The 22,120-nt window shown below is 56.6% G+C and carries 17 protein-coding genes; 14 read left to right on the forward strand and 3 right to left on the reverse strand.

The genetic code is table 11. The annotated features are described in order from the left end of the window. Positions 1-176: 176 nt before the first annotated feature. Genes ACYJL1_RS18710 through ACYJL1_RS18720 form a run of 3 tightly spaced genes read left to right on the forward strand, consistent with a single transcriptional unit; the run spans position 177 to position 3,455 of the window. Positions 177-635 carry a (2Fe-2S)-binding protein gene (locus tag ACYJL1_RS18710; protein ID WP_460898440.1) on the forward strand — a complete coding sequence of 153 codons (459 nt, stop codon included), beginning with the start codon at positions 177-179 and terminating at the stop codon, positions 633-635. Between the two features lie 4 nt (positions 636-639). Then, positions 640-2,796, forward strand: coding sequence for a xanthine dehydrogenase family protein molybdopterin-binding subunit (locus tag ACYJL1_RS18715; protein ID WP_460898441.1), 2,157 nt, complete (start codon positions 640-642; stop codon positions 2,794-2,796). 11 nt (positions 2,797-2,807) lie between these two features. After that, entirely contained in the window at positions 2,808-3,455 is a 648-nt protein-coding gene (locus ACYJL1_RS18720; protein ID WP_460898442.1) for an Isoquinoline 1-oxidoreductase subunit, read from the forward strand. Here the strand turns inward: ACYJL1_RS18720 and ACYJL1_RS18725 are convergent. Next, positions 3,450-5,063 (reverse strand): NTP transferase domain-containing protein, encoded by a 1,614-nt coding sequence (locus ACYJL1_RS18725; RefSeq protein WP_460898443.1) that lies wholly within the window; start codon positions 5,061-5,063, stop codon positions 3,450-3,452. The genes ACYJL1_RS18720 and ACYJL1_RS18725 overlap by 6 nt on opposite strands. 378 nt (positions 5,064-5,441) lie before the next feature. Between ACYJL1_RS18725 and ACYJL1_RS18730 the strand changes: the two genes are divergently transcribed. The 11 genes from ACYJL1_RS18730 to ACYJL1_RS18780 all read left to right on the forward strand — a co-directional run bounded on the left by ACYJL1_RS18730 (position 5,442) and on the right by ACYJL1_RS18780 (position 19,472). Next, the gene (locus ACYJL1_RS18730; RefSeq protein WP_460898444.1) at positions 5,442-6,389 is read left to right on the forward strand and encodes a MurR/RpiR family transcriptional regulator; all 948 of its coding nucleotides are present in this window, start codon (positions 5,442-5,444) and stop codon (positions 6,387-6,389) included. Beyond that, the gene (locus ACYJL1_RS18735; RefSeq protein WP_460898445.1) at positions 6,386-7,357 is read left to right on the forward strand and encodes an isoaspartyl peptidase/L-asparaginase family protein; all 972 of its coding nucleotides are present in this window, start codon (positions 6,386-6,388) and stop codon (positions 7,355-7,357) included. The genes ACYJL1_RS18730 and ACYJL1_RS18735 overlap by 4 nt, the downstream gene beginning before the upstream one ends. Before the next feature lie 16 nt (positions 7,358-7,373). After that, positions 7,374-9,275, forward strand: a complete 1,902-nt coding sequence (locus ACYJL1_RS18740; RefSeq protein ID WP_460898446.1) for a dipeptide ABC transporter ATP-binding protein — start codon at positions 7,374-7,376, stop codon at positions 9,273-9,275. A 37-nt stretch (positions 9,276-9,312) separates the two neighbouring features. Then, entirely contained in the window at positions 9,313-10,866 is a 1,554-nt protein-coding gene (gene gsiB / locus ACYJL1_RS18745; RefSeq protein WP_460898447.1) for a glutathione ABC transporter substrate-binding protein GsiB, read from the forward strand. An 84-nt stretch (positions 10,867-10,950) separates the two neighbouring features. After that, positions 10,951-11,871: a glutathione ABC transporter permease GsiC gene (gsiC, locus tag ACYJL1_RS18750; protein WP_460898448.1), complete on the forward strand. Its 921-nt coding sequence runs from the start codon at positions 10,951-10,953 to the stop codon at positions 11,869-11,871. A gap of 7 nt (positions 11,872-11,878) precedes the next feature. Then, entirely contained in the window at positions 11,879-12,778 is a 900-nt protein-coding gene (gsiD, locus tag ACYJL1_RS18755; RefSeq protein WP_460898449.1) for a glutathione ABC transporter permease GsiD, read from the forward strand. An 8-nt stretch (positions 12,779-12,786) separates the two neighbouring features. Next, positions 12,787-13,869: a DmpA family aminopeptidase gene (locus ACYJL1_RS18760; protein WP_460898450.1), complete on the forward strand. Its 1,083-nt coding sequence runs from the start codon at positions 12,787-12,789 to the stop codon at positions 13,867-13,869. After that, positions 13,866-14,684, forward strand: coding sequence for a M55 family metallopeptidase (locus tag ACYJL1_RS18765; protein WP_460898451.1), 819 nt, complete (start codon positions 13,866-13,868; stop codon positions 14,682-14,684). The genes ACYJL1_RS18760 and ACYJL1_RS18765 overlap by 4 nt, the downstream gene beginning before the upstream one ends. Positions 14,685-14,731: 47 nt before the next feature. Continuing rightward, positions 14,732-15,598 carry a D-amino-acid transaminase gene (locus ACYJL1_RS18770; protein WP_460898452.1) on the forward strand — a complete coding sequence of 289 codons (867 nt, stop codon included), beginning with the start codon at positions 14,732-14,734 and terminating at the stop codon, positions 15,596-15,598. A 148-nt stretch (positions 15,599-15,746) separates the two neighbouring features. Further along, positions 15,747-19,112: a type III effector HrpK domain-containing protein gene (locus ACYJL1_RS18775; protein WP_460898453.1), complete on the forward strand. Its 3,366-nt coding sequence runs from the start codon at positions 15,747-15,749 to the stop codon at positions 19,110-19,112. A gap of 54 nt (positions 19,113-19,166) precedes the next feature. After that, positions 19,167-19,472: a hypothetical protein gene (locus ACYJL1_RS18780; protein WP_460898454.1), complete on the forward strand. Its 306-nt coding sequence runs from the start codon at positions 19,167-19,169 to the stop codon at positions 19,470-19,472. Positions 19,473-19,500: 28 nt separating this feature from the next. On the opposite strand, the gene ACYJL1_RS18785 is transcribed toward ACYJL1_RS18780, so the two are convergent. After that, positions 19,501-21,252 carry a M14 family metallopeptidase gene (locus tag ACYJL1_RS18785; protein ID WP_460899159.1) on the reverse strand — a complete coding sequence of 584 codons (1,752 nt, stop codon included), beginning with the start codon at positions 21,250-21,252 and terminating at the stop codon, positions 19,501-19,503. A 10-nt stretch (positions 21,253-21,262) separates the two neighbouring features. Continuing rightward, positions 21,263-22,120 (reverse strand): ABC transporter permease, encoded by an 858-nt coding sequence (locus tag ACYJL1_RS18790; protein ID WP_460898455.1) that lies wholly within the window; start codon positions 22,118-22,120, stop codon positions 21,263-21,265.

The raw sequence follows: 22,120 nt of genomic DNA on the forward strand, positions 1-22,120 counted from the left end.
TTCTGGGTCAGGCACACAGGATTTGGAGGCAAATGGGAAGGATTTGTGCCGGGAAAAATTGGCCGTTCACGCCGAAATGAATTGGCGGATCGACTTTTTATGCTAGGCTCGCCCAATCATTGCTCCCTGATCAAGCCAGCACCATTCGCGTGCGCAGCCAGATGCGGAATATCCAAATGATCACCTTCAAACTGAACGGCCAGGAACGAACTTTCGACGGAGATCCCGACACTCCGTTACTTTGGGTCCTGCGCGATTTCGAAAATCTCACCGGTACAAAATATGGTTGCGGCATAGCTCAATGCGGCGCCTGCACTGTTCATCTGGACGGCACGACGCGCCGCAGTTGCATTACACCGATTGCAACCGTTGAAGGATCAGAGGTTGTTACAATCGAGGGCATCGAAGGCAAGGAGGCCGAGGCCATCCAGAAAGCCTGGGTTGCAATCGATGTGCCCCAGTGCGGCTACTGTCAATCCGGGCAGATCATGTCTGCCGTGTCGCTGCTGCAAATGACACCCAAGCCGACTGATGAAGATATCGACGGCGCTATGGCGGGCAATATCTGTCGCTGCGCCACCTATCACCGCATCCGGCAGGCGATCCACAACGCCGCCGATACGATGGAAGGTTAAGGCCATGACATTGCACTCGATTACAAGCACACGCCGCTCGTTTCTGGCAGGCGCTGGCCTCATCATAGGCTTTGTCCTTGCCCCGAGAATCTTCTCCGCCAATGCATCACAAGGCGTTCAGGCAGGCGGCGATGGCGCATTGTCGCCAATGAATGCATTCGTCAAAATCGGCACCGACGATACAGTGACGGTTTTGTCCAAGCATATCGAGTTCGGTCAGGGTCCGTTCACTGGTCTTGCTACCATAGTGGCAGAAGAGCTCGACGCCGATTGGAGCCAGATGCGGGCCGTGCACTCCCCGGCGGATGACAAGGTCTATGCCAACCTCATGTTTGGCATACAGGGCACAGGTGGTTCCACGTCAATTGCCAATTCCTACGAGCAGCTTCGCAAGGCTGGCGCCACGGCACGTGCCATGCTGGTCGCCGCCGCAGCGGATGAATGGAAGGTCCCTGCCGGCGAGATCACGGTCGAGAAAGGCCGGATCAAACATGCAGCCTCGTCCAGGGAAAGTGGTTTTGGCGCATTCGCCAGCAAAGCTGCAACCCAAACGCCGCCTGCCGAACCCAGGTTGAAGGACCCGAAGGACTTTGTCCTTATCGGACAGGAGCTTCCGAAGCTCGATACAGTCAGCAAGACCAACGGCAAGGCCGTTTTTACGCTGGATGTAAGTGCTGACAACATGTTGTATGCGACAGTGGCCCATCCGGACCATTTCGGAGCAACGGTAAAATCATTTGATGATACGCAAGCCCGGAAAGTGCAGGGCGTCGTTGACATCAAGCAGATTCCTCAGGGTGTTGCTGTCTATGCGGACAATACCTTTGCGGCACTCAAGGGCCGTGCGGCGCTCAAGATCGAATGGGACCTTACCCAGGCAGAGACCCGCTCCAGTGACCAGCTGACTGCGGATTATGAAAAACTTTTTGCCGAAAAGGGTCTTCAGGCGACCAATAATGGTGATGTCGATAAGGCCTTTGCCGACCAAGGCGTGCAAAGCATGGAAGCCGTGCTTGCTTTCCCCTTCCTTGCACATGCCCCGATGGAACCGCTCGATGCCGTATTCATCAAAGCTGCTGATGGTTCTGTCGATATCTATACCGGTGCGCAGTTTCCGGGAATGGACAAGACTACAGCTGCGAAGGTTCTTGGACTGGACCCGGAACAAGTTCGGATAAACACCCAGATTACCGGCGGCAGCTTCGGCCGGAAAGCCCAGTTCGGCTCTCCTTATATGCAAGAGGCTGCAACCGTCTTCGGAGCCACTGATGGCAGCCGCCCGCTCAAACATATGTGGACACGCGAAGACGATATTCGCGGCGGTTTCTACCGACCTATGTATGTCCACAAGATGCGCGGTGCTGTGGATACTGACGGCAGAATTGTCGGATGGGATCAGACGATCGTCGGTCAATCAATCATGGCCAAAGCGGATCTCGACGAGACATCGGTCGAGGGGGCATCCAACCTGCCCTATGATATACCCAACCTGCGTGTCATGTCGCATAACACCACGCTGGTGGTGCCACCGCTTTGGTGGCGCTCGGTCGGCCATACCCATACCGGGTTTGCCGTCGAAACATTTGTTGATGAATTGCTTGAGAGGATCGGCAAGGATCCTGTCGAAGGGCGATTGGCACTTCTTGAAAAGGAACCCCGGCACATGGCGACCTTGAAGAAGGTCGCGGAAATGGCCGATTGGGGCTCTCCTGTTGCGGACGGACGCCAGCGCGGCGTCGCCGTCGTCAAGAGTTTCGGCAGCTATGTGGCCCAGATCGTCGAAGTGTCCGTCGGAGAAGAGGGTGCCCCCCGGGTGCACAAAGTATGGTGCGCCGTTGACTGCGGTATTGCTATCAATCCCAATGTCATCAAGGCTCAGATGGAGGGCGGCATTGGATACGGCCTCGGTGCCATCCTGTTCGATGCCGTTACCCTCGGCCAGGGTGGCAAGATCATCCAGTCGAACTTTCACGACTACCGCTCCTTGCGCATCAATGAAATGCCGGCTGTCGACGTTGCGATCATTCCCTCCGGTGAGCCACCGACGGGCGTCGGGGAACCCGGCGTTCCGCCTGTGGGTCCGGCAGTCGCCAATGCATGGCGGCGGCTGACCAACAGCCCGGTTCGGCGTTTGCCAATCGTCAATGTTCTTTCCGCTTAAGGGGACGCCGAATGATACGCAATCTTACGTTCACATCGATATCTGTGTGCCTTGTTATCAATGCGGTCATCGCTGTTTCCATTTCATTTGCACAGGATAAACCGGCACCCGCATCCGCCGATTTGAAACCGGCATCGTCCTTTCAATCAATCTCCGACGAGAAGCAACGCTCGGTTGCACTGTTTGAAGAGGCTGGCAAGGTCATTCAGCATCCGCGATGCGTCAATTGCCACCCGGCAACTGACCGACCACTGCAAAACACTTCCATGCAGCCGCATCAACCGCCGGTTACCCGCGGTGAAGCCGGTATGGGCGTGCCGGGAATGATGTGCACCACCTGCCATGGCTTGGAAAATGCGCCGGTCATCGGTCAGGCGGAAACCATCAAAAGCATTCCCGGCAATCCCAACTGGCATCTGGCGCCGATCGAAATGGCCTGGGAAGGCAAATCTCTGGGAGCCATATGCGCGCAGATAAAGGATCCGCAACGCAATGGTGGCAAATCACTCGACGAAATAGTGGAGCACATGGCCCATGATGATCTGGTTGGTTGGGGCTGGAAGCCTGGCGATGGTCGTGAACCGGTCCCCGGAACACAGGAAGCATTCGGCGAGTTGATAAAGGCGTGGGCGAACACAGGCGCCGCCTGCCCGTCATAGAGTTGGGAGGACCCCGCCTGTAGCGTGCAGCACATCGCGCGTATCGACATCCAGAACTGCGGCTTCGCCGAGTTCCACATCGATAACTGGCACGTCTTCGCGTTCGATCAGATGCCGCGCGCCGACATCCCCCGTCAATGTGAATACTTCGTCAAAAAGAACGCGCGGCAGAATGGCAGGGTTGCCGCGCTTTCCAGCGAATGTCGCCCTGACAATGGATTGACCGCCTGCATTTTGAAATTCCCGCACCAATCGCTGCAGATGTTCAGCCGACAGAGCCGGCATATCAGCCAGCATGATCAGAACTCCCTCGGCCATGGATGGCACATGCCGAATTGCACATTGCAGCGATGATGCAAGGCCGCTTGCAAAATCGCCATTGTGGGCAATAACGACATCCAGCCCCTTCAGTGCATCCCGGCATTGATCAGCCATATGACCGAGCACGGCAATCACCGGACTACCCTCTGCTTCGATGGCAGCAATGGCAGAACGGCGGATCAGCGGCACGCCGTCAAATGTAGCGAGCAGTTTGTTTGCACCCATCATGCGAGACGACTGGCCGGCGGCAAGCAGGGCGATAGCAACCTGGGCGGGTGCTTTTTCAGGAAGGGGATCGCGCAATTGCGGGCGTGCCGGAATTTCCATCAGCAAGCCGCCGACACCCATGGTGACAATATCATGCCTGACGACCGGCAGACCGGCCATGAGACGGTTAAGGACCCAATCAAAGCCGTTCTCTTTCGGGCTGCGTGCACATCCGGGAGCGCCAATAACCGGTTTTCCGCCAAGCTCTGCCAGAACAAGCAAATTGCCGGGGTCGACCGGCATACCGATGTGGTGAACCGTTCCACCCGCCTCGATAATTGCCGATGGCAAGACATCGCTTTTATCGGCCACAGCCGAGGCTCCAAAAATAAGTATAATATCGTTGGACTCATATAGTTCGCGAATAGCTTGCGAAAGCGGTCGCTCCAAATGTGCCGGCCGCAGCTCATCGGTCAGCAGGCCGCGATTTGCCAGGATGCGTTGCTCCGTCATTCGGCGTGTCTTGTCCATCACGGTGATCTTGAGTGAAGGCAGAGTCGTTTGTATCAGACCGACGCGCCCGCCCGTGAAGCTCTGCACACGGAACGCAGTTCCGTCGGAACCAAGACCGGCGATCGCATCCATCACCACCTTGGTGATGGCAAGAGGAATAATCTTGATGGTCGCAATCATCTGGCCTTTTTTGACGCGCTCGAATGGCTTGACCGTCGCTATCGTCACGGAGCTGTCAACCGAATTGACGGCATTGATCAGATCCGCATTGACGATAACCAGTCCTGGCTCATCCGCATAGAAGTTCACCCGCCCCATCGATGCCGGTCCTGCACAGGCGCCGGAAAATTGCAAAGCCTGCGAGATTTCGCTTGCAGCGTCATTTTCGGCAAGATCGCCTTCTTCCAGACGGGCAACAGTCACATGGACCATGCCCGCAGCGCGCAGGTCCTCTATATCCTGCTTGCAAAGAAGATGGCCTTTTCGGAACTTCAGTGACCCGGCCTGAACAGTGTGGGCAAGTATTGCTCCCAATGCATGATCAAGAGATGTTTCACCAAAAATCATCCAGCGGTTTCCGAAGCTACATCTGAAAGTTACGACTATCAGGTACGCCGCACACACCCAAACGACAAGCGAAAAACCGATGTCTGGTTGCCGGGAATCCTGGGACAGAGCCATCGTAGGGAATTTACCCGAGCGATTTCAATACATCTCCGCCCGGCGCTCGATATGGCATTGATTCCATTCATTTAAAATGACGAAGCCAGCCTCCTCAGCTACCTCAAAACTATCCGCCTAAATAGTAATCATACCAATCTTTATGCACAGATAATGATCGAGCTCACTTGCATATGATAAAAAAATATCGTTTGTACTTTCAAAATGAAAATAATTGGTCATACGCTTGAACAACAGGCGTATGCGAGGCGGAACTGGAAATCGATGGCAACGCTCCCCGGCAATCCCACTATAGCGCAACGCATTGCGCGCGCCGCGCTTTCGCCATCGCATCGCCAGATCGCCGATTATGTACTCGATCATCCGTTGCGGGTTGCCGCCATGCCCATCGATGAACTGGCATCCGTGACCGGCGTCTCGGTTGCCACCGCCAACCGCTTTGCTCGGGCACTCGACTTTGACGGGTATGCGGAGTTTCGTTCGACACTTGTACTCGGGTTCGAGACTGCACTGGCGCCGGTAGAAAAGCTGCGCAGCAAGCTGGGCCAGTCGGCCGACGCGGGTGATGTCTTTACCGCAGCGCTCGCCGATATGGCCGGCAACATCGAAAGGACACGTCAGGGGCTGGACAAGCAGGAGTGCGCGCGCGCCGTCAAAGCCATTCTCGGTGCGCGGCGCGTGTTCATCTTCGGCTTTGGCAGCAGCAGCTGGCTTGGTGGTCTGCTTTTGCGTAGTCTGGAACTGCATTGCGAGAATGTGCAATTGCTCGCCAGTATGGAAGGATCGTCCTATGCCGCGCGGGCCATTCACCGTTTGAGGCCCGATGATCTGGTGATCCCGATCGCCTTTCCGCGTTATTTTTCCGATACAGTGCTGCTGGCACGGCGCGCCCATGAAGCAGGTGCAGCCGTTCTGTCGCTGACCGATAATGCCAATTCTCCCATCGCGTCGCTGTCGAGCATCGCGCTTTATGCAAATACGGACAGCCAGTATCACGCAAGTTCAGATGCCTGCGCCCTGGCATTGATAGAGGCGCTTGGCAGTGCCGTTGCCCACGCCTCGGGGCGATCGGTCGAGGCTGCCGAGCAACTCACCGAAGCTGTGCTTCCCTGGTTTCATGGCAACCACTCCGGCAGATTGCGCCCCGTCACTGAAGGGCCGACCGCCAAAGGGCGGGACAGCGCTGCCCCATCCCGCGAGGAATTGAAATGACCCTGATCCAACCCGTAATCGCCATTCATGGCGGCGCCGGCACCCTCACCCGCGCCGCTATCGAGCCGACCCAGGAAGCGGCCTATCATGCAGCACTCACCCAAATTCTTGTCGAAGCGCAGCAGGCGCTGAGCGATGGGGCGACCGCTCTCGACGTGGTCGGGATCGCGGTCCGACGGCTGGAGGACAATCCGCTGTTCAATGCCGGCCACGGTTCGGTATTCACACGCACCGCCACCCATGAGCTCGACGCTGCGGTGATGGACGGAGCAACATTGCGCGCTGGCGCGGTTGCTGGCGTCAGCCATATACGCAACCCAATACTTGCGGCGCGCGCGGTGTTGGAACATGGCGAACATGTGTTGATGAGCGGCAATGGCGCGGAAGAGCTCGCCCGTGAATTAGGCCTGGAGATGGTGGATCCACAGTATTTCTCCACCGCGTTCCGGCGCGAGCAGCTTCGCCGTGTCCAGGGCACGACAACAACCGTTCTCGATCATGATGGCGGCGCGCCTCTCAATGAAGACAAGAAGTTCGGCACGGTGGGGGCTGTCGCGCTCGACGCTCACGGCAATCTGGCAGCTGCCACCTCCACGGGCGGAATGACCAACAAACGGCCGGGACGCATCAGTGACTCGGCGCTGATCGGTGCTGGTACCTACGCCGATAATCGCACTGCGGCGATATCGTGCACAGGCACCGGCGAGGCGTTCATCCGCATCGCTGCCAGCCATGATCTTTGTGCACGCATGGCCTATGGGGGTGCGACACTGGACGAAGCGGCGGGTCAGATCGTGATGGAGCGACTGCCTGGCGTCGGCGGGAGTGGCGGCCTTGTCGCGGTCGATGCGGCAGGCAATGTCTCGCTACGCTTCAACACAGAGGGGATGTATCGCGGTTATGCCCGCGTCGGCGAAGTCCCCCATACAGCAATCTTTGAGCATCCCTCCGATGCTTCCCCGTCCTGATCGAGTGGGATTATCCATGTCGTCTTCCGCAAGCTTAACCGCCCCCCTTCCAGTTAATCTGTCTGTTCTGGCTGCGGAACAGGTACTGGAGGTCAATGGTCTGTCGGTGCGCTTTTCCACATCGGAGCGCACTGTTACCGCAGTGCGGGATCTCTCCTTTAACGTCGCGCATGGCGAAACCCTGGCGATCGTCGGCGAATCCGGGTCCGGCAAGTCTGTGACCTCCCTCGCCCTGATGCGCCTCGTGGAACATGGCGGCGGTCGCATCAATGCGGGAAGCATGTTGTTTCGCCGTCGTTCTGGTGCAGTTCTGGATTTGGCACAGGCAGGGAATGCGACGATGCGTTCCATTCGCGGTGCCGATATCGCCATGATCTTTCAGGAGCCGATGACATCGCTCAACCCGGTTTTTACCGCTGGCGACCAGATCGCCGAGGCAATCCGGGTGCATCAGGGCATGAACACCAGCCAGGCCCGTGCCGAGGCCTTGCGCATGCTGGACCTGGTGCGCATTCCTGAGGCGCGCAACGTGCTCGGTCGTTATCCACATCAGCTTTCGGGTGGAATGCGCCAGCGTGTGATGATCGCAATGGCACTCTCCTGCAAGCCTTCGCTGCTCATCGCCGACGAACCGACGACTGCGCTCGATGTGACCATTCAGGCGCAGATCCTGCAATTGATCCGCATCCTGCAGGACGAGATGAAAATGGGCGTGGTGTTTATCACGCACGATATGGGCGTCGTCGCCGAGGTCGCGGACCGCGTTCTGGTGATGCGCCGCGGCGACAAAGTGGAGGAAGGTCCCTCTGAATCGGTGTTTTCAGCGCCGCACCACCCCTATACCCGCGCACTTCTTTCGGCTGTGCCCCGGCTCGGCGCGATGACAGGGATGGACCTGCCGCGCAAGTTCGACCTACTATACACGCAAACCGATGCTCCCGCCGAGGAAGCGTCACCGCAAGATACAGTGAAGCCGGATGCAGCGCCGATCCTGCGTGTGAAAGATCTGGTAACGCGCTTTGACATACATGGCGGTTTCTTCAATCGCGTCAGGCGGCGGGTTCATGCGGTCGAACGTGTCAGTTTCGATCTTTACCCCGGAGAAACGCTGTCGCTGGTTGGAGAATCCGGCTGCGGCAAATCCACCACGGGCCGCTCGCTCCTTCGTCTCGTCAACAGCCAGAGCGGTGCGATTGAATTTGACGGCCGCAACGTTCTCGACTTGCCGAAAAACCAATTGCGCGAACTACGACGCAACATCCAGTTCATTTTTCAAGACCCGTTCGCTTCACTCGACCCGCGCGTCACGGTTGGCTTCTCCATCATGGAGCCGCTTCTGGTGCATGGTATCGCCAGCGGTTCCAAGGCCCGGGAGCGGGTCGAATGGCTGTTGGAGAAGGTCGGCCTGCCGCCTTCCCATGCCCAACGCTATCCCCATGAGTTTTCCGGCGGCCAGCGTCAGCGCATCGCCATTGCCCGCGCGCTGGCGCTCAATCCCAAAGTGGTGATTGCCGATGAGGCGGTCTCGGCGCTGGATGTCTCGATCCAGGCGCAGATTGTCAATCTGATGCTCGATTTGCAGCGCGAACTGGGCGTCGCCTATCTGTTTATTTCGCACGACATGGCGGTCGTCGAGCGTATCAGCCATCGCGTAGCGGTCATGTATCTTGGCCAGATCGTCGAGATCGGGCCGCGCAGCGCGATCTTCGAAAATCCACAGCATCCCTATACGCGCAAGCTCATGGCAGCCGTTCCGGTTACTGATCCGGCACGCCGCCATCTGCGCCGTGAGCTGATGGCGGAGGAGCTTCCCAGCCCAATGCGTGCACTTGGCGACGAGCCGCGAGTAGAGCCTCTCGTGGAGATCGGCCCCGGCCACTTCGTCGCCCGTCACCCCGTCGGCGTCTTTGGACTCTGACCTAAACTCAACCATCAACAACAGAGGGAACCATACAATGAAAACTCTACTCTACCGAGGCCGAAAACTGGCCTTGGGTCTTCTCGCCCTGACAGCGCTCAGCGCCGGACCGGCGCTTGCTGCGGGCAATGTCGTTTTGGCCATCGGCGGCCAACCCGAAACGCTTGATCCCTATAATACCAATACGACCCTGACCACCGCTGTCACCAAGTCGTTCTACCAGGGCCTGTTCGAGTTCGATAAAGACCTGAAGGTGCGTCCGGTCCTGGCCGTAAGCTCCACTGTTTCCGATAACGGCCTCGTCTATAACTTCAAGCTGCGGGAAGGCGTCAAATTCCATGACGGTACCCATTTCAACGCGGAAGCCGTCAAGGTGACGCTGGAACGCGTCATGAACCCCGAAAACAAGCTGGCCCGCTTCAACCAGTTCAACCGCATTGACAAGGTGGAGGCGATTTCTCCCTTTGAACTGCGCATCACACTGAAGGAGCCTTTCGGGCCCTTCATCAATTCGTTGGCCCACGCTTCAGCGGCAATTATCTCACCGGCTGCACTTGCCAAATACGGCAACAAGGATATCGCGTTCCATCCCGTCGGCACCGGCCCCTTCACCTTTGTGGAATGGAAACAGACGGATTTTGTCAAAGTAAAGAAATTCGATGATTATTGGCAGGAAGGCTATCCGAAGGTCGACAACGTGACCTGGAAGCCAGTACTTGAGAACAATACGCGCGCTGCCATGCTCCAGACGGGAGAGGCCGATTTCGCCTTTCCCCTGCCCTATGAACAGGTCAACGCATTGAAGGCCAATGACAAGCTGACCGTGACGGTTGGCCCCTCGATTATCGAGCGCTATCTCAGCTTCAATACGCTGCACAAGCCTTTCGATGATATCCGTGTACGCCAGGCGATCAACTACGCCATCAACAAGGAAGCACTTGCTAAAGTGGCCTTTAATGGCTTTGCTGAGCCAGCGCAGGGTATCGTGCCGCAGGGCGTTCTCTATGCCCATAAGATGGACCCCTGGCCCTATGATCCGGCCAAGGCACGGGAGCTTCTGAAGGAAGCTGGCTATCCCGATGGTTTCGAATCCCTCATCTGGAGCGCCTACACCACGACAACCTCGCAAAAAACGATTCAGTTCCTCCAGCAGCAGCTTGCTCAGGTCGGCATCAAGGTGCAGATTCAGGCCCTGGAGCCCGGCCAGCGGACGGAATGGGTTCAGTCAGCGCCGGACCCACAGACCGCCAAGGTTCGCATGTACTATGCCGGCTGGTCGTCCTCGACTGGTGAGGCCGATTGGGCGCTGCGCCCGCTGCTGGCCACTGAAGCCTGGCCGCCGAAGCTCAACAACACGGCTTATTACAGCAACAAGACCGTCGATGGTTACATCGCCGACGCGCTGAAATCGGTCAAGGATGATGAGAAGACTGACTTGTACCGCAAGGCACAGGAAGAAATCATGAAGGACGCACCTTGGGCCCCGCTGGTTGTAGAGAAAAATCTCTACGCCACCTCCAAGCGCCTGTCCGGCGTCTATGCAATGCCTGATGGCAACATCGAGGCAAGCGAGATAGCCGTTTCCGAGTAACGTCATCCTACTGCCTGGCGCGCATCGATTGGATGATGCGCGCCGGGCTCCTGTCCACTCATTGTACAGATCGGTTGTTGGTCCATGCTCTATTATTTTCTGAAACGGCTGACTGGCTTGCTTCCCACGCTGTTGATTGTTTCGGTGCTCGTATTCCTGTTCGTGCATATGCTTCCGGGTGATCCGGCGCGGCTTGCGGCAGGACAGGACGCCGACGAGCAGACCGTGGCGCTGGTACGCAGCGAATTGGGGCTGGACCGGCCTTTGCCCGAACAGTTCATTACCTATTTCGGCAATATGTTGCAGGGCGATTTTGGCCATTCGATACGCACGCGCCGTCCGGTTTCAACCGAGATCGCCGAGCGTTTCATGCCGACGCTGCTGCTCACCTTGACCAGCATGATCTGGGCTGTAGCCTTCGGTATGGGTATCGGCATTATGTCGGCAGTCTATCGCAACCAGTGGCCGGACCGGATCGGCATGACGCTGGCGGTATCGGGAATTTCTTTTCCAGCCTTTGCGCTGGGAATGCTTCTGATGCAGGTTTTCTCTGTTCAACTCGGCTGGCTGCCCACCGTCGGTGCCGATAGCTGGAAAAACTACATTCTGCCATCACTGACACTAGGCGCGGCAGTGGCTGCCGTCATGGCGCGCTTCACGCGTGCCTCCTTTGTCGATGTGATCCAGGAAGACTTCGTACGCACCGCACGGGCAAAAGGTCTGAACGAGCGCGTCGTCATCGCCAAGCATTGCCTGCGCAATGCGTTGATCCCGGTCGTCACCATGATGGGCCTGCAATTTGGTTTCCTGCTTGGCGGGTCAATCGTTGTCGAAGCTGTCTTCAACTGGCCAGGGCTCGGACGCCTTCTCGTCGATGCCGTCAATCAGCGTGACTATCCCGTGATCCAAGCGCTGGTACTTCTGTTCTCGCTGGAATTCATCCTGATCAATCTCATCGTGGATGTGCTTTACGGCCTCATCAACCCAACCATCCGCTACAAGTGAGCCGACGATGACGCAAACCATTTCACTCGACCCCGCCGCCGTAACCGAAGCGGAACCCGTGCGCACGCCCTGGAGCGAATTCTGGCGCAAGTTCCGCAAACAGCCGGTGGCGCTCGGAGCACTCGCCTTCGTGGCGTTGCTGGTCGTCGTCGCGGTGTTCGCGCCGGTGATTGCACCTTACGATGCAGAGAATTATTTCGACTACGATCAAATCAATGCCAGACCTTCCTGGTCGCATTGGCTCGGAGTAGACCCCCTCGGCCGCGATATCTTCAGCCGAATCCTGGTGGGCGCGCGCATTTCGCTGGCAACCGGCCTGTTGTCGGTGGCTCTCGGCGGGTTGATAGGCACCACGCTCGGATTGCTCGCAGGCTATTATGAGGGCTGGTGGGACCGTATCGTCATGCGGATTTCCGACGTATTGTTCGCCTTTCCCGGCATTCTTCTGGCAATCGGTGTCGTTGCCATTCTCGGCAGTTCCATGATCAATGTGGTGGTTGCTGTGTCGGTGTTCTCGGTGCCGGCCTTTGCCCGCCTCGTGCGCGGCAATACGCTGGTGCTCAAGCACATGACCTATATCGAGGCGGTCAAGAGCATTGGCGCATCGGACTGGACCATTCTCGTGCGTCACATCCTGCCTGGAACGATCTCCTCTATTGTTGTCTATTTCACAATGCGTCTGGGCACCTCCATCATCACCGCTGCCAGCCTGTCCTTCCTCGGCATGGGCGCGCAACCTCCAACGCCGGAATGGGGCGCCATGCTCAATGATGCCCGTGCCGACATGGTCAATGCACCGCATGTGGCGCTCTTTCCCAGCCTCGCCATTTTCTTCACCGTGTTGGCTTTCAATCTGCTCGGAGACGGGCTGCGCGATGCGCTTGATCCCAAGATAGACCGTACATAGGAGGCCATGTGAAAGGGTCCGCCATTACTCCACCACATATTGGCGCGCTGGCCGCTGGCCCGCGCAATGCTATTACAGACGTGGCGGGCATCCATGTCGGTCATGCGACACTGGCCGAAGGCCCGATCCAGACCGGTGTAACCGTGGTGCGTCCACACTCGGGAGATATCTATCGCGATCGGGTCCCGGCTGCGGTTACAATATTGAATGGTTTTGGTAAGAGCATCGGTCTTATGCAGGTGGCGGAGCTGGGCGTTCTGGAAACGCCCATCGCGCTTACCAACACCTTTAGCGTCCCGAGCGTCGCGCAGGCGCAAATCCGTCAATGCATTGCGGCCAATCCGCAATGCGGGCAAAAATTGCCGACCGTCAATCCGCTCGTCTTCGAGTGCAATGACTTCTATCTGAACGACATTCAGGCGATGGCCGTCACCGAGGAGCACTATCTCAGCGCCTGTGCCGCAGCGGGCCCTGCTTTTTCACAAGGTTCGGTAGGTGCCGGACGCGGCATGTCGAGTTTCGGCCTCAAGGGCGGTATCGGCAGTGCATCGCGCCACGCGCTGATTGCAAACGGTTCAAAATACACTGTCGGCGCGCTGGTTTTGTCGAATTTCGGAAGACCGTCACAGTTGATCCTCGCTGGCCGCCCAATCGGTCCGCTCCTCGCTGACAGGTTGGCAGCCGCTTCCGCGAATGAAACCGGCGAACCGGAAAAGGGCTCCATCATTCTTCTCATCGCCACCGATGCGCCCCTCGACGCGCGTCAGCTGCGCCGCCTTTCGATGCGCGCTGGCGCGGGATTGGCGCGCACGGGCTCGGTATTCGGTCATGGCAGCGGGGATATCGCGCTTGCCTTCTCCACCGCCTATACCTTGCCGCAGGATCCAGCGTGTTCCATGCCGAATGTCGCAATGCTGCACGAGGCGTTGCTTGACCCGCTGTTTCAGGCTGTAGCCGATAGCGTTGAACAGGCGATCATTCATTCGCTGTGGCACGCTGAAACGGTGGTTGGACGCATGGGGCACCGAAGGCAGGCATTTCTTGATCTGATGTCCGACTACATAACGACTCACCCGGAGCAACCACAGTGAAAATTCTCATCTCCGTCGATATAGAAGGCGTTGCCGGCGTCTATCACACCGAACAGACCCGCCCCGGCCATAGTGAATATGAACGCGCACGCCTTTTAATGACGCAGGAGGCCAATGCCGCCATTGCCGGTGCCTTTGATGCGGGTGCAAAACAGGTTCTGGTCAATGATTCCCATTCAGCCTTCCGCAATATGCCTGCTGATCTGCTCGATCCCCGCGCCCTGGTGGTGCAGGGAAAGCCGCGTTATCTGAGCATGATGGCGGGCATCGAACAGGACGTGAGCGCCGTGTGCCTGATCGGATATCATTCGCGGGCGCATGGTCGCGGCATTCTCGCCCACACCATCAACAGCTTTGCCTTTGCCAGTATCGCGTTCAACGGGATGGAACTCGGCGAGGCAGGCATTTACGGGGCTCTGGCCGGCGAGTATGGCGTTCCCGTCATACTGGCCAGTGGCGACGACGTATTCATTGCTGAAAATCGCGACCTCTTCCCACGCACCGTCTTCGTGGAAACCAAACGCGCCCATGGCTGCAACAGCGGAACCAGCCTGTCTCCGGTTCATGCTCGCGAGGCGATCCGGAACGGAATGAAAGAGGCGCTCAACCGGCCGGAAGCAGCGCAGCCATTCAACATACCGGGGCCTATCCAGGTGCATATCCGGGTTCAGACGCCAGCATTGGCTGATCTGTTTTGCCAATGGCCTGATCTTAACCGACTTTCTGGCGACGAGATCAGTTTTCACACGCCGACGGTCGAGGCAGCGGTACGCATTATCAATTGCCTGTCGGCAATGTCCGCAGCGCTACGATAATCCTAAGGCAGCTCCTTCACCTCACCAACGAAAAGAAAGTCTTTCCCATGGCAGATGTATCCCCGTCCCGCGTCGTCTACATCAATGGCGCATTCCTTCCCATCGAGACAGCATCCGTTCCGGTGATGGATCGCGGGTTTCTGTTTGGTGACGGCATCTATGAGGTGACGGCATTGATCGAAGGCCGTCTGGCCGACAATGAGGCGCATCTGCAGCGTCTCGATCGCTCCCTGCGCGAGATCGAAATTCCCAATCCGCATTCACTGGAGGAATGGACGGCGATCCAGCACGAACTGGTGACGCGCAATGGCCTGACCGAAGGGCTGATCTATATTGAGGTGACACGTGGCGTCTCCGAGCGCGATTTCCTCAGCCCTGCTGATCTGAAACCGACTGTCGTGATGTTTACGCAGGCAAAGTCGGTGCGGACCAATGCAGCCCTCTCCAAAGGCGCTGAGGTCATCACGGTACCCGACATGCGTTGGGCAAGGTGCGATATCAAGTCGACCTCGCTGCTGGCACAGGTATTGGCCAAGCGGGAAGCAGCCGCAGCCGGTGCCAATGAGGCCTGGATGGTCGCTGACGGCTTCGTCACCGAAGGAGCGTCATCGACAGCCTTCATCGTTACGCAAGCTGGCGAAATCGTCTCACGTCCCCTCTCCCATGCGGTTCTGCCCGGTGTGACACGCCGTGCGATCTTGCGTCTGGTCAAGGAAAAGAACCTGACATTCGTCGAACGCACTTTCACGGTGGAGGAAGTGCTACAGGCGCGCGAAGCCTTCTTTACCAGCGCCTCCACCATCGTCATGCCCGTGATCTCCATTGACGGTCAACCCATTGGTGATGGCAAGCCCGGCCCGCTGGCCATGCAATTGCGCGAACTCTATATCGAAACGCTGCTCGAAACCCGCTGATCATTTCCCGGGTCAAAGACCATGATCGGCAGAGACCGCCAATAATCCGCACTGCCTGTCACATGCACTTCACAGAGGAGCGTTTAAGCTAGACACAACCCTCAGTAGCAGGACCCTAACCGTCACAGAGACAGGAAAGGCGTGTCATATGTCGAAAGTCGGCGCACCGGTTAACCGTTCAAACTTGGCCACCGTAGATCCTGAAACAGTTGATAAGTGGGAACAGGCTCAGAAATCCGCCAAAGATGCGGGCATAATCTGGGAGCGGCCGAAGGGCGATAATCGCTCGGCGCAGGACATTATCAACGATACGCGTCTGTTACGCGATCTCGGCAACCAGAGTGGCGTCAGGGATATGCTGGAGGAGCGGGTTGGCGGCAATATCCAAACAGATGCCGATGCTGCGTTCCGGGCAGTGCAAGTGCTTGAACACGTCGAGCGGTTTGACGAGAGCGGCGACAGGGTTGCCGGCAAGGATGTCGATAATGGACGCATTGACGGCTTTACCAAGGGCGGCGATGCGAAGCATGGCACGGAAGCCGGGCGCCTGCAGGATTTTGGTAAGTACGGCTTTTCGAACCTCAAGGGCGAACTCAATGACGTGTCGTCTGTTGGCGACAACAAGGAAGCCCGTGAGCAGGCCGAGAAAGTCGGTATAAAATGGGAATTGCCCGAAAGCGACAAGCGTTCGGCGCAGGACATCATTGGAGATTCGCCGCTGCTCGCCAATCTGGGAAACCAGAGCGGCGTCAAGGATATGCTGAAGGAACGTGTTGGTGATTTTGAAAAAGACGCCAATGCTGCATACCGGGCCGTGCAGGTGCTTCAGCACGTCAAGCAGTTTGACCAGACGGGAGACAGGATCGCCGGCAAGGATGTCAATAATGAACGCATTGACGGCTTTACCAAGAGCGGTGAAGCGAAGCATGGCACTGAAGCCGGCCGCCTGCAGGATTTTGGTAAATACGGCTTTTCGAACCTCAAGGGCGAACTCAGTGACTTGTCGTCTGTCGGCGACAACAAGGAAGCCCGTGAGCAGGCCGAGAAAGTCGGCATAAAATGGGAATTGCCCGAAAGCGACAAGCGTTCGGCGCAGGACATCATTGGAGATTCGCCGCTGCTCGCCAATCTGGGAAACCAGAGCGGCGTCAAGGATATGCTGAAGGAACGCGTTGGTGATTTTGAAAAAGACGCCAATGCTGCATATAGAGCGAGCCAGATCCTTGATCGCGTCACAATGTATGACGACAAGGGAAACGCCCTCTCCGGAAGCGACGTCTCCAATACCAGCATTGACGGTTTCACCAAGAGCGGCGAAGCAAAGCATGGTACGGAGGCAGGACGTCTCCAGGATTTCGGCAAATATGGTTTTGACGTTATAAAAGATGTGACGAAACCCGAGGATATCGGCAGTTATAAAGACTTCCTGAAGGCAAATCCTGACGCCGACGATACGTCCAAGACCATCGCCAAATATGCCGCTCTCCTTGAACAAAACTACGATGCGATCAAGGGAAAAACCGGCGCTGGCGACCGTCTGACTGCTGACGACCTCAAGAAATACAAGGATGAAAATCCGCAGATCAGCGACGATTTCAAAGAGGCGCTCAATTTCTGGTCGCAGCCGGGCGCATTCGATAAGATCGAGACCGCCAAAGATCCGCTGAAGTTCAAGCCTGATGGCGATCTCAGCAAGGATGATGTGAAGAACTGGCTTTCAAAACAGGCTCCAAAGGATGCTGCATCGGCTATCACCTTCCTGTCCGGTGTCACCAATGGAAATGTGGTGGACGGCACCGACACCAGCAAGTTGAACAAGGACCTGTTCGAAAACCCCGACAAGCATTCGAAGGAAGAAAAAGCCGCCGCCCTCCAGGAATTGTTGACCGCCCAGCAACTGATCATAAAGGGTGCCGAGTCGGGCATGTGGAAGGATGACTATTCAAAGGTCAGCATCGCCAACCGGGCTCGTACTCATCCGGACCCGCAGGAAGTGCTCAAGGACCTCAATGAGCGGATCAATATCCTTGAGAAGGACCCCGAGGTGGTAAAATACCTCAACGAAAACAGCGCCAAGCAAATGACCGAGCTGCTGAAAGAGAACAAGGGTTTAAAGGACGCCCTGCAGAAAACCTATGACGACGACATCAAGTCCGGCAAGGCCCTCGACAAGCTGTGGGAAACGAATACCAAGGACGGCAAAACCGATCAGCAGGGAGCGCTCGCCGAATTCTACGGCTCGGCAAAACTGTTCCAGGAAACATTGGGGATCGACAAGCCGGGTGAGATTCAAAAAGCCGTCAACAATTCCAAACATAAGGATGATTTCCAGAATTTCTACGAGAAATCGCTCGTATCCGGCGATCGCCTGAAGGAACTGCTCAAGGACAATACGTTTGAGGAAGCAGCAAGCGCATTCAGCACGGAAATTGCGCTTTACAATGCTGCGCTCGACCCTGAATTTACTGGGACGTTCGATACCAAACTGAACGAAAACTTCTCCAATATTGCGCAGGACAATGCATTCAAGAATGCCTCTTTCGATGATCTGAAGCGAGCGTTCGGCGTGGATGGCGGCGATCAATTGGACGAAGAGAAAGTAAAGTCCTACCTCGAGCAGATCAGCAAGGATAATCCGGAATTATTGGTCAACGAGAATGGAACGGTTGCCACAGCCGACCAGATTCTGACCGGTTTCCGAGGCAGTTGGGATGTGCTGCGTCAGGGAACCAAATCGCTCGCCGAGCTTGGCCCGACCTGGTTGAACCCCTCGGCCAAGGCGGCAGCCGACAAGGGCGTTCTGCATGGTGTCAGCGGTCTTTTCATGGCCGGTGTCACGATCTCCAAAGGCATTCAGAGTGGCGGAAATCCGACCGACCGGCAGAAAGTCGACATAACCACCGGCTCGGTGCTGACCGCGACGCTCCTGACTGAAGGCGGCATCAAGGCGTGGAAGACATATCTGAATAACGTAGCCGACAAACATCCTGACACCGCCATCGGCAAGAGAATCGGCAAACTGTCCGAGGATAACTTCAAAAAACTGACTGACAATTGGACCCGTGCGGAAAATGCCGCCAAGGGCATTGGCGGTCTCGCCAGTATTGTCGCCGGTGCCTATGGTATATTCGATGGTGTTCAGTCGATCCGCAAGGGTGACACGGTTGGCGGCGGTATCAGCATCACCGCAGGCTCCCTCGGGGCGCTTGCCGGTCTTGCTTCGGCTGTAGAAGGCGGTTTGGGATTATTCGCGCCAAGCGTCCTGAGAACACTTCCAATTGCCGGAGCAGCCGGTGTGCTTGGGCTGGCCGCTGCTGGCGTGGGTGCCATAGCCATGCTGTTGCCGGGCCTGATTGAAGAGGGCAAACAGCAAACGAGAGCCGATAATTTTGGCACATTGCTCGGCAGTTATCTAACAAAATACGAGATTGATGGCGTCCCGTACGGCGACACCTCCGATATTCCAGACGAGGATTGGCCCGGCTATGACGACGGCCCGACAATCGGGTCGTAGGAAAAGAATAAATCCCGCCGCCCCAGTGTGATTTCTATCAATGTAATGAGAAGAATGTTGAGCGTAGCACATACCCTGCATCGCGGTCGGTTCCTTGAATGCCTGGAAGCTCTGGAAAATACCGATGGGCTTACCCGCAAACAATTGGCAGATCGATTGTCGCTGCACCCCGTATCCATCAGTTTGCTTCTTCGCAGATTGATCGACGCAGAACTGGTCGTGGGCCGGGTCGTTCATTCCGGCAAAGCGCGCGGGCGGCCGGTCACGACCTTCTTTATCAACACGGCCAGATCACAGTTCACAGGTGCAGACCGATCCCAAAGTGAGCCCTGTATGGAATGCTCCGGCTCATTCGGATAGCGCCAGGGTGCAATCCGCCTTTTATCGCTTAAACGGACGGGGCAACAGCTTTCGGCAGGACACAAGTCTGTAACGCATCATAGGCTGCCAGAACTGTTTGCATCTGTGCTGTATGGCCAGCTATGAAAGCCTCATCATAAATGGTTTCGTCGGGATATTCAGTGATCAGTGTCAGTGGAACGGCATGACGATTGTCCATGGAGATCAAACACGGAAACCCGTTGATAATTCGAAAACCTGTTTCGCCAGCATGAATTTCGTAAAGCCTGATTTGCCTGTCATTGAGTTCCGTTAGTCCTGGAACTGCCGTCAGGCGCTGTGTCACAGCATCGATCAGACGCTCCGCCGGTTCTTCCCATCCATCCCGGTAACGCATGATAAGGAAGAAACCCTTCGGCAAAGTCCACATCGAAAAACCGCGCGGCACATAGCCAGACATCGGGCGGGTCCATTCATGGGCCGGATAGCCGTGCAAATTAACATGGAGCCGTGCTTTACTGATACGCTCAGCTTCTAGGCGAATGGCCTTCTCATATAGATCAGTGCCAGTGCGGTACTCCAGATCATCACCAAGCGCGGTATAGCGGGCAGCGTGATGCATATGAAGCGGATTGTCTAAACATAAGCGCCGATGAACGGCGTAGCCATCGGGGTTTTCCAAGGGCGAGACAGTGAAATGAGCGCCGGGGCGAAGGCTAAGCTCCTGCGCTGCCCGTAACACGCCAACAATACCGGTTGTTTCGTTCGGATGTTGGCCACCGCTGATCATCATGGCGGCATCAGAACCGCGGCGATATCGGGCTTCGACCACCCTTCCCGCACGCGAATAGGCTTTGAACGCATCTCCCCCGATTTTCGCCAGTTCACTGCTTACTTGCGAAAACGAAATGGGAGACGATGCTGTTGCCATTGGCTGCAACTCACCGTCCCGCTGGACCGTGTTCAAAGGAACGGTCTCGATTTCAAGCGTAATGAGCGAATCTGTACTCAAGGTAATTTCCGGAATGATCTGACCCGGCTGCAATCCCCTGTCGCCGAGTGGTCGGCCGGATTTCTTCTGAAAGACTTCCAATAGCGAGAAATAGAGGTCTTCGTGCAGCGCCTCGCGCAGACTGATAATTTCTTCGCCAACAGGCAATGTCTGATCTGCTACTGGCAGGGACGCGCGAATATTGAGTTCCTCAAAGTAAGGCTCGCTGTTCCCCCAGTCATATTCCGCAATCATTCGCATTGCTGTATGGAACAACACCTCATAATCAGTCTCGACGCGCGTTCCTTCCGGTTCACCATTGAGTCTGACCCAGCCGGTAGGAGAAACCAGCGTTTCTCCAATAAAATCAGTATGAGTGCGGTTCGGTGCAAATATCGCGTGTTCTACTTTGCGACCATCCTTGTAGACCATTGTAACGTCGTAGACGAAGTCATCGATTCTACCGATTTCAAATGCGATTTCAGCCGTTCCCGTCAAAGCGGCGAGAGGGTAGCTCTCAAGTAAAAAGCGGTTATGGGGGCAGAATTCATGCACGGGATAGCCGATTACAATGCTTTTCACATCAACCAGATCCACTTCTTCAAGGAAGAAATGCAAGAGCGGCTTGTAGGCAGAGCGCAATTTTGCATCCACGCCAAATTCTCGAAGTTTTGCCTCCGTTGCCCGCCGGTTTGGGGCATCGTCAAACGACCATGCCTCCAGTCGCATACCCCGCGCGGTTTCCTTGCCATAGGTCGCCAGGAGCTGATCCACAGTACGATCAACGCTGCCGTTGTAAATCAATGTCATGGCTTGTTCACTATCGCGATGTTCGGCCCGTGGGATCAAGGCTGTCACGCAACCAGTCACCCAGGAGGTTAAGACCAAGCACGGTCAGCAGGATGGCAAGGCCGGGAAAAACGCTCACCCACCACGCATTCTGGAGATAGGTGCGGCCATCGGCCAACATACCGCCCCAGCTTGGGATAAGTGGATCAACGCCAAGCCCGAGAAAGGTCAGGCTGCTTTCAAGCAGGATATTGGTGGCGACATTGAGCGTCATCAATACGATGACGGGTCCAAGAAGGTTGGGCAGCAAGTGCTGCAACAATATCCGGTAGTCTCGCACACCTATTGCCCGCGCTGACAAAATAAACTCCCTGTCGCGAAGTGACAGGACCGAGCCACGAACAAGACGCGCATATTGGACCCATTGCGACACAATCAGCAGAATGATCATATTGGTGAGACCGCCGCCCGCAATAGCGATGAATGTGATTGCAAGCAAAATGAAGGGCATTGCCAGCTGAACATCGGCAAAGCGCATCAGGATCATGTCCCAGAAGCCGCGATAATAGCCCGCGACCAATCCCATGATCACCCCGATCACAACGGCACCGGCAACCGATATGAAGCCGACTTGCAGCGAGATTTTCCCCCCCGTAATCACGCGAGCCAGGACGTCGCGCCCTAACGGGTCGGTACCCAGCGGGTGAACCCATTTGGTAAATGGCGGCAGCAGACGCGCCATCAAATCGATCTTCTCCGCGCCGCCTGGAAAGATGTAGCTGGAGAAAATCACGGCCAGACACATCCCGCCGGCCAGAACAGCACCGAGAATGAACTCGAAGCTGCGGAAACGAGAGAAGCGGGAGCTGGAACCAGTTACTGAAGACAT

This window comes from Phyllobacterium sp. K27 (assembly GCF_054796155.1).

Coding starts and splice junctions, on each gene's coding strand:
- ACYJL1_RS18710 (WP_460898440.1), top strand. CDS start 177: ATGATCACCTTCAAACTGAACGGCCAGGAACGAACTTTCGACGGAGAT.
- ACYJL1_RS18715 (WP_460898441.1), top strand. CDS start 640: ATGACATTGCACTCGATTACAAGCACACGCCGCTCGTTTCTGGCAGGC.
- ACYJL1_RS18720 (WP_460898442.1), top strand. CDS start 2,808: ATGATACGCAATCTTACGTTCACATCGATATCTGTGTGCCTTGTTATC.
- ACYJL1_RS18725 (WP_460898443.1), bottom strand. CDS start 5,063: ATGATTTTTGGTGAAACATCTCTTGATCATGCATTGGGAGCAATACTT.
- ACYJL1_RS18730 (WP_460898444.1), top strand. CDS start 5,442: ATGGCAACGCTCCCCGGCAATCCCACTATAGCGCAACGCATTGCGCGC.
- ACYJL1_RS18735 (WP_460898445.1), top strand. CDS start 6,386: ATGACCCTGATCCAACCCGTAATCGCCATTCATGGCGGCGCCGGCACC.
- ACYJL1_RS18740 (WP_460898446.1), top strand. CDS start 7,374: ATGTCGTCTTCCGCAAGCTTAACCGCCCCCCTTCCAGTTAATCTGTCT.
- gsiB (WP_460898447.1), top strand. CDS start 9,313: ATGAAAACTCTACTCTACCGAGGCCGAAAACTGGCCTTGGGTCTTCTC.
- gsiC (WP_460898448.1), top strand. CDS start 10,951: ATGCTCTATTATTTTCTGAAACGGCTGACTGGCTTGCTTCCCACGCTG.
- gsiD (WP_460898449.1), top strand. CDS start 11,879: ATGACGCAAACCATTTCACTCGACCCCGCCGCCGTAACCGAAGCGGAA.
- ACYJL1_RS18770 (WP_460898452.1), top strand. CDS start 14,732: ATGGCAGATGTATCCCCGTCCCGCGTCGTCTACATCAATGGCGCATTC.
- ACYJL1_RS18775 (WP_460898453.1), top strand. CDS start 15,747: ATGTCGAAAGTCGGCGCACCGGTTAACCGTTCAAACTTGGCCACCGTA.
- ACYJL1_RS18780 (WP_460898454.1), top strand. CDS start 19,167: ATGTTGAGCGTAGCACATACCCTGCATCGCGGTCGGTTCCTTGAATGC.
- ACYJL1_RS18785 (WP_460899159.1), bottom strand. CDS start 21,252: ATGACATTGATTTACAACGGCAGCGTTGATCGTACTGTGGATCAGCTC.
- ACYJL1_RS18790 (WP_460898455.1), bottom strand. CDS start 22,120: ATGTCTTCAGTAACTGGTTCCAGCTCCCGCTTCTCTCGTTTCCGCAGC.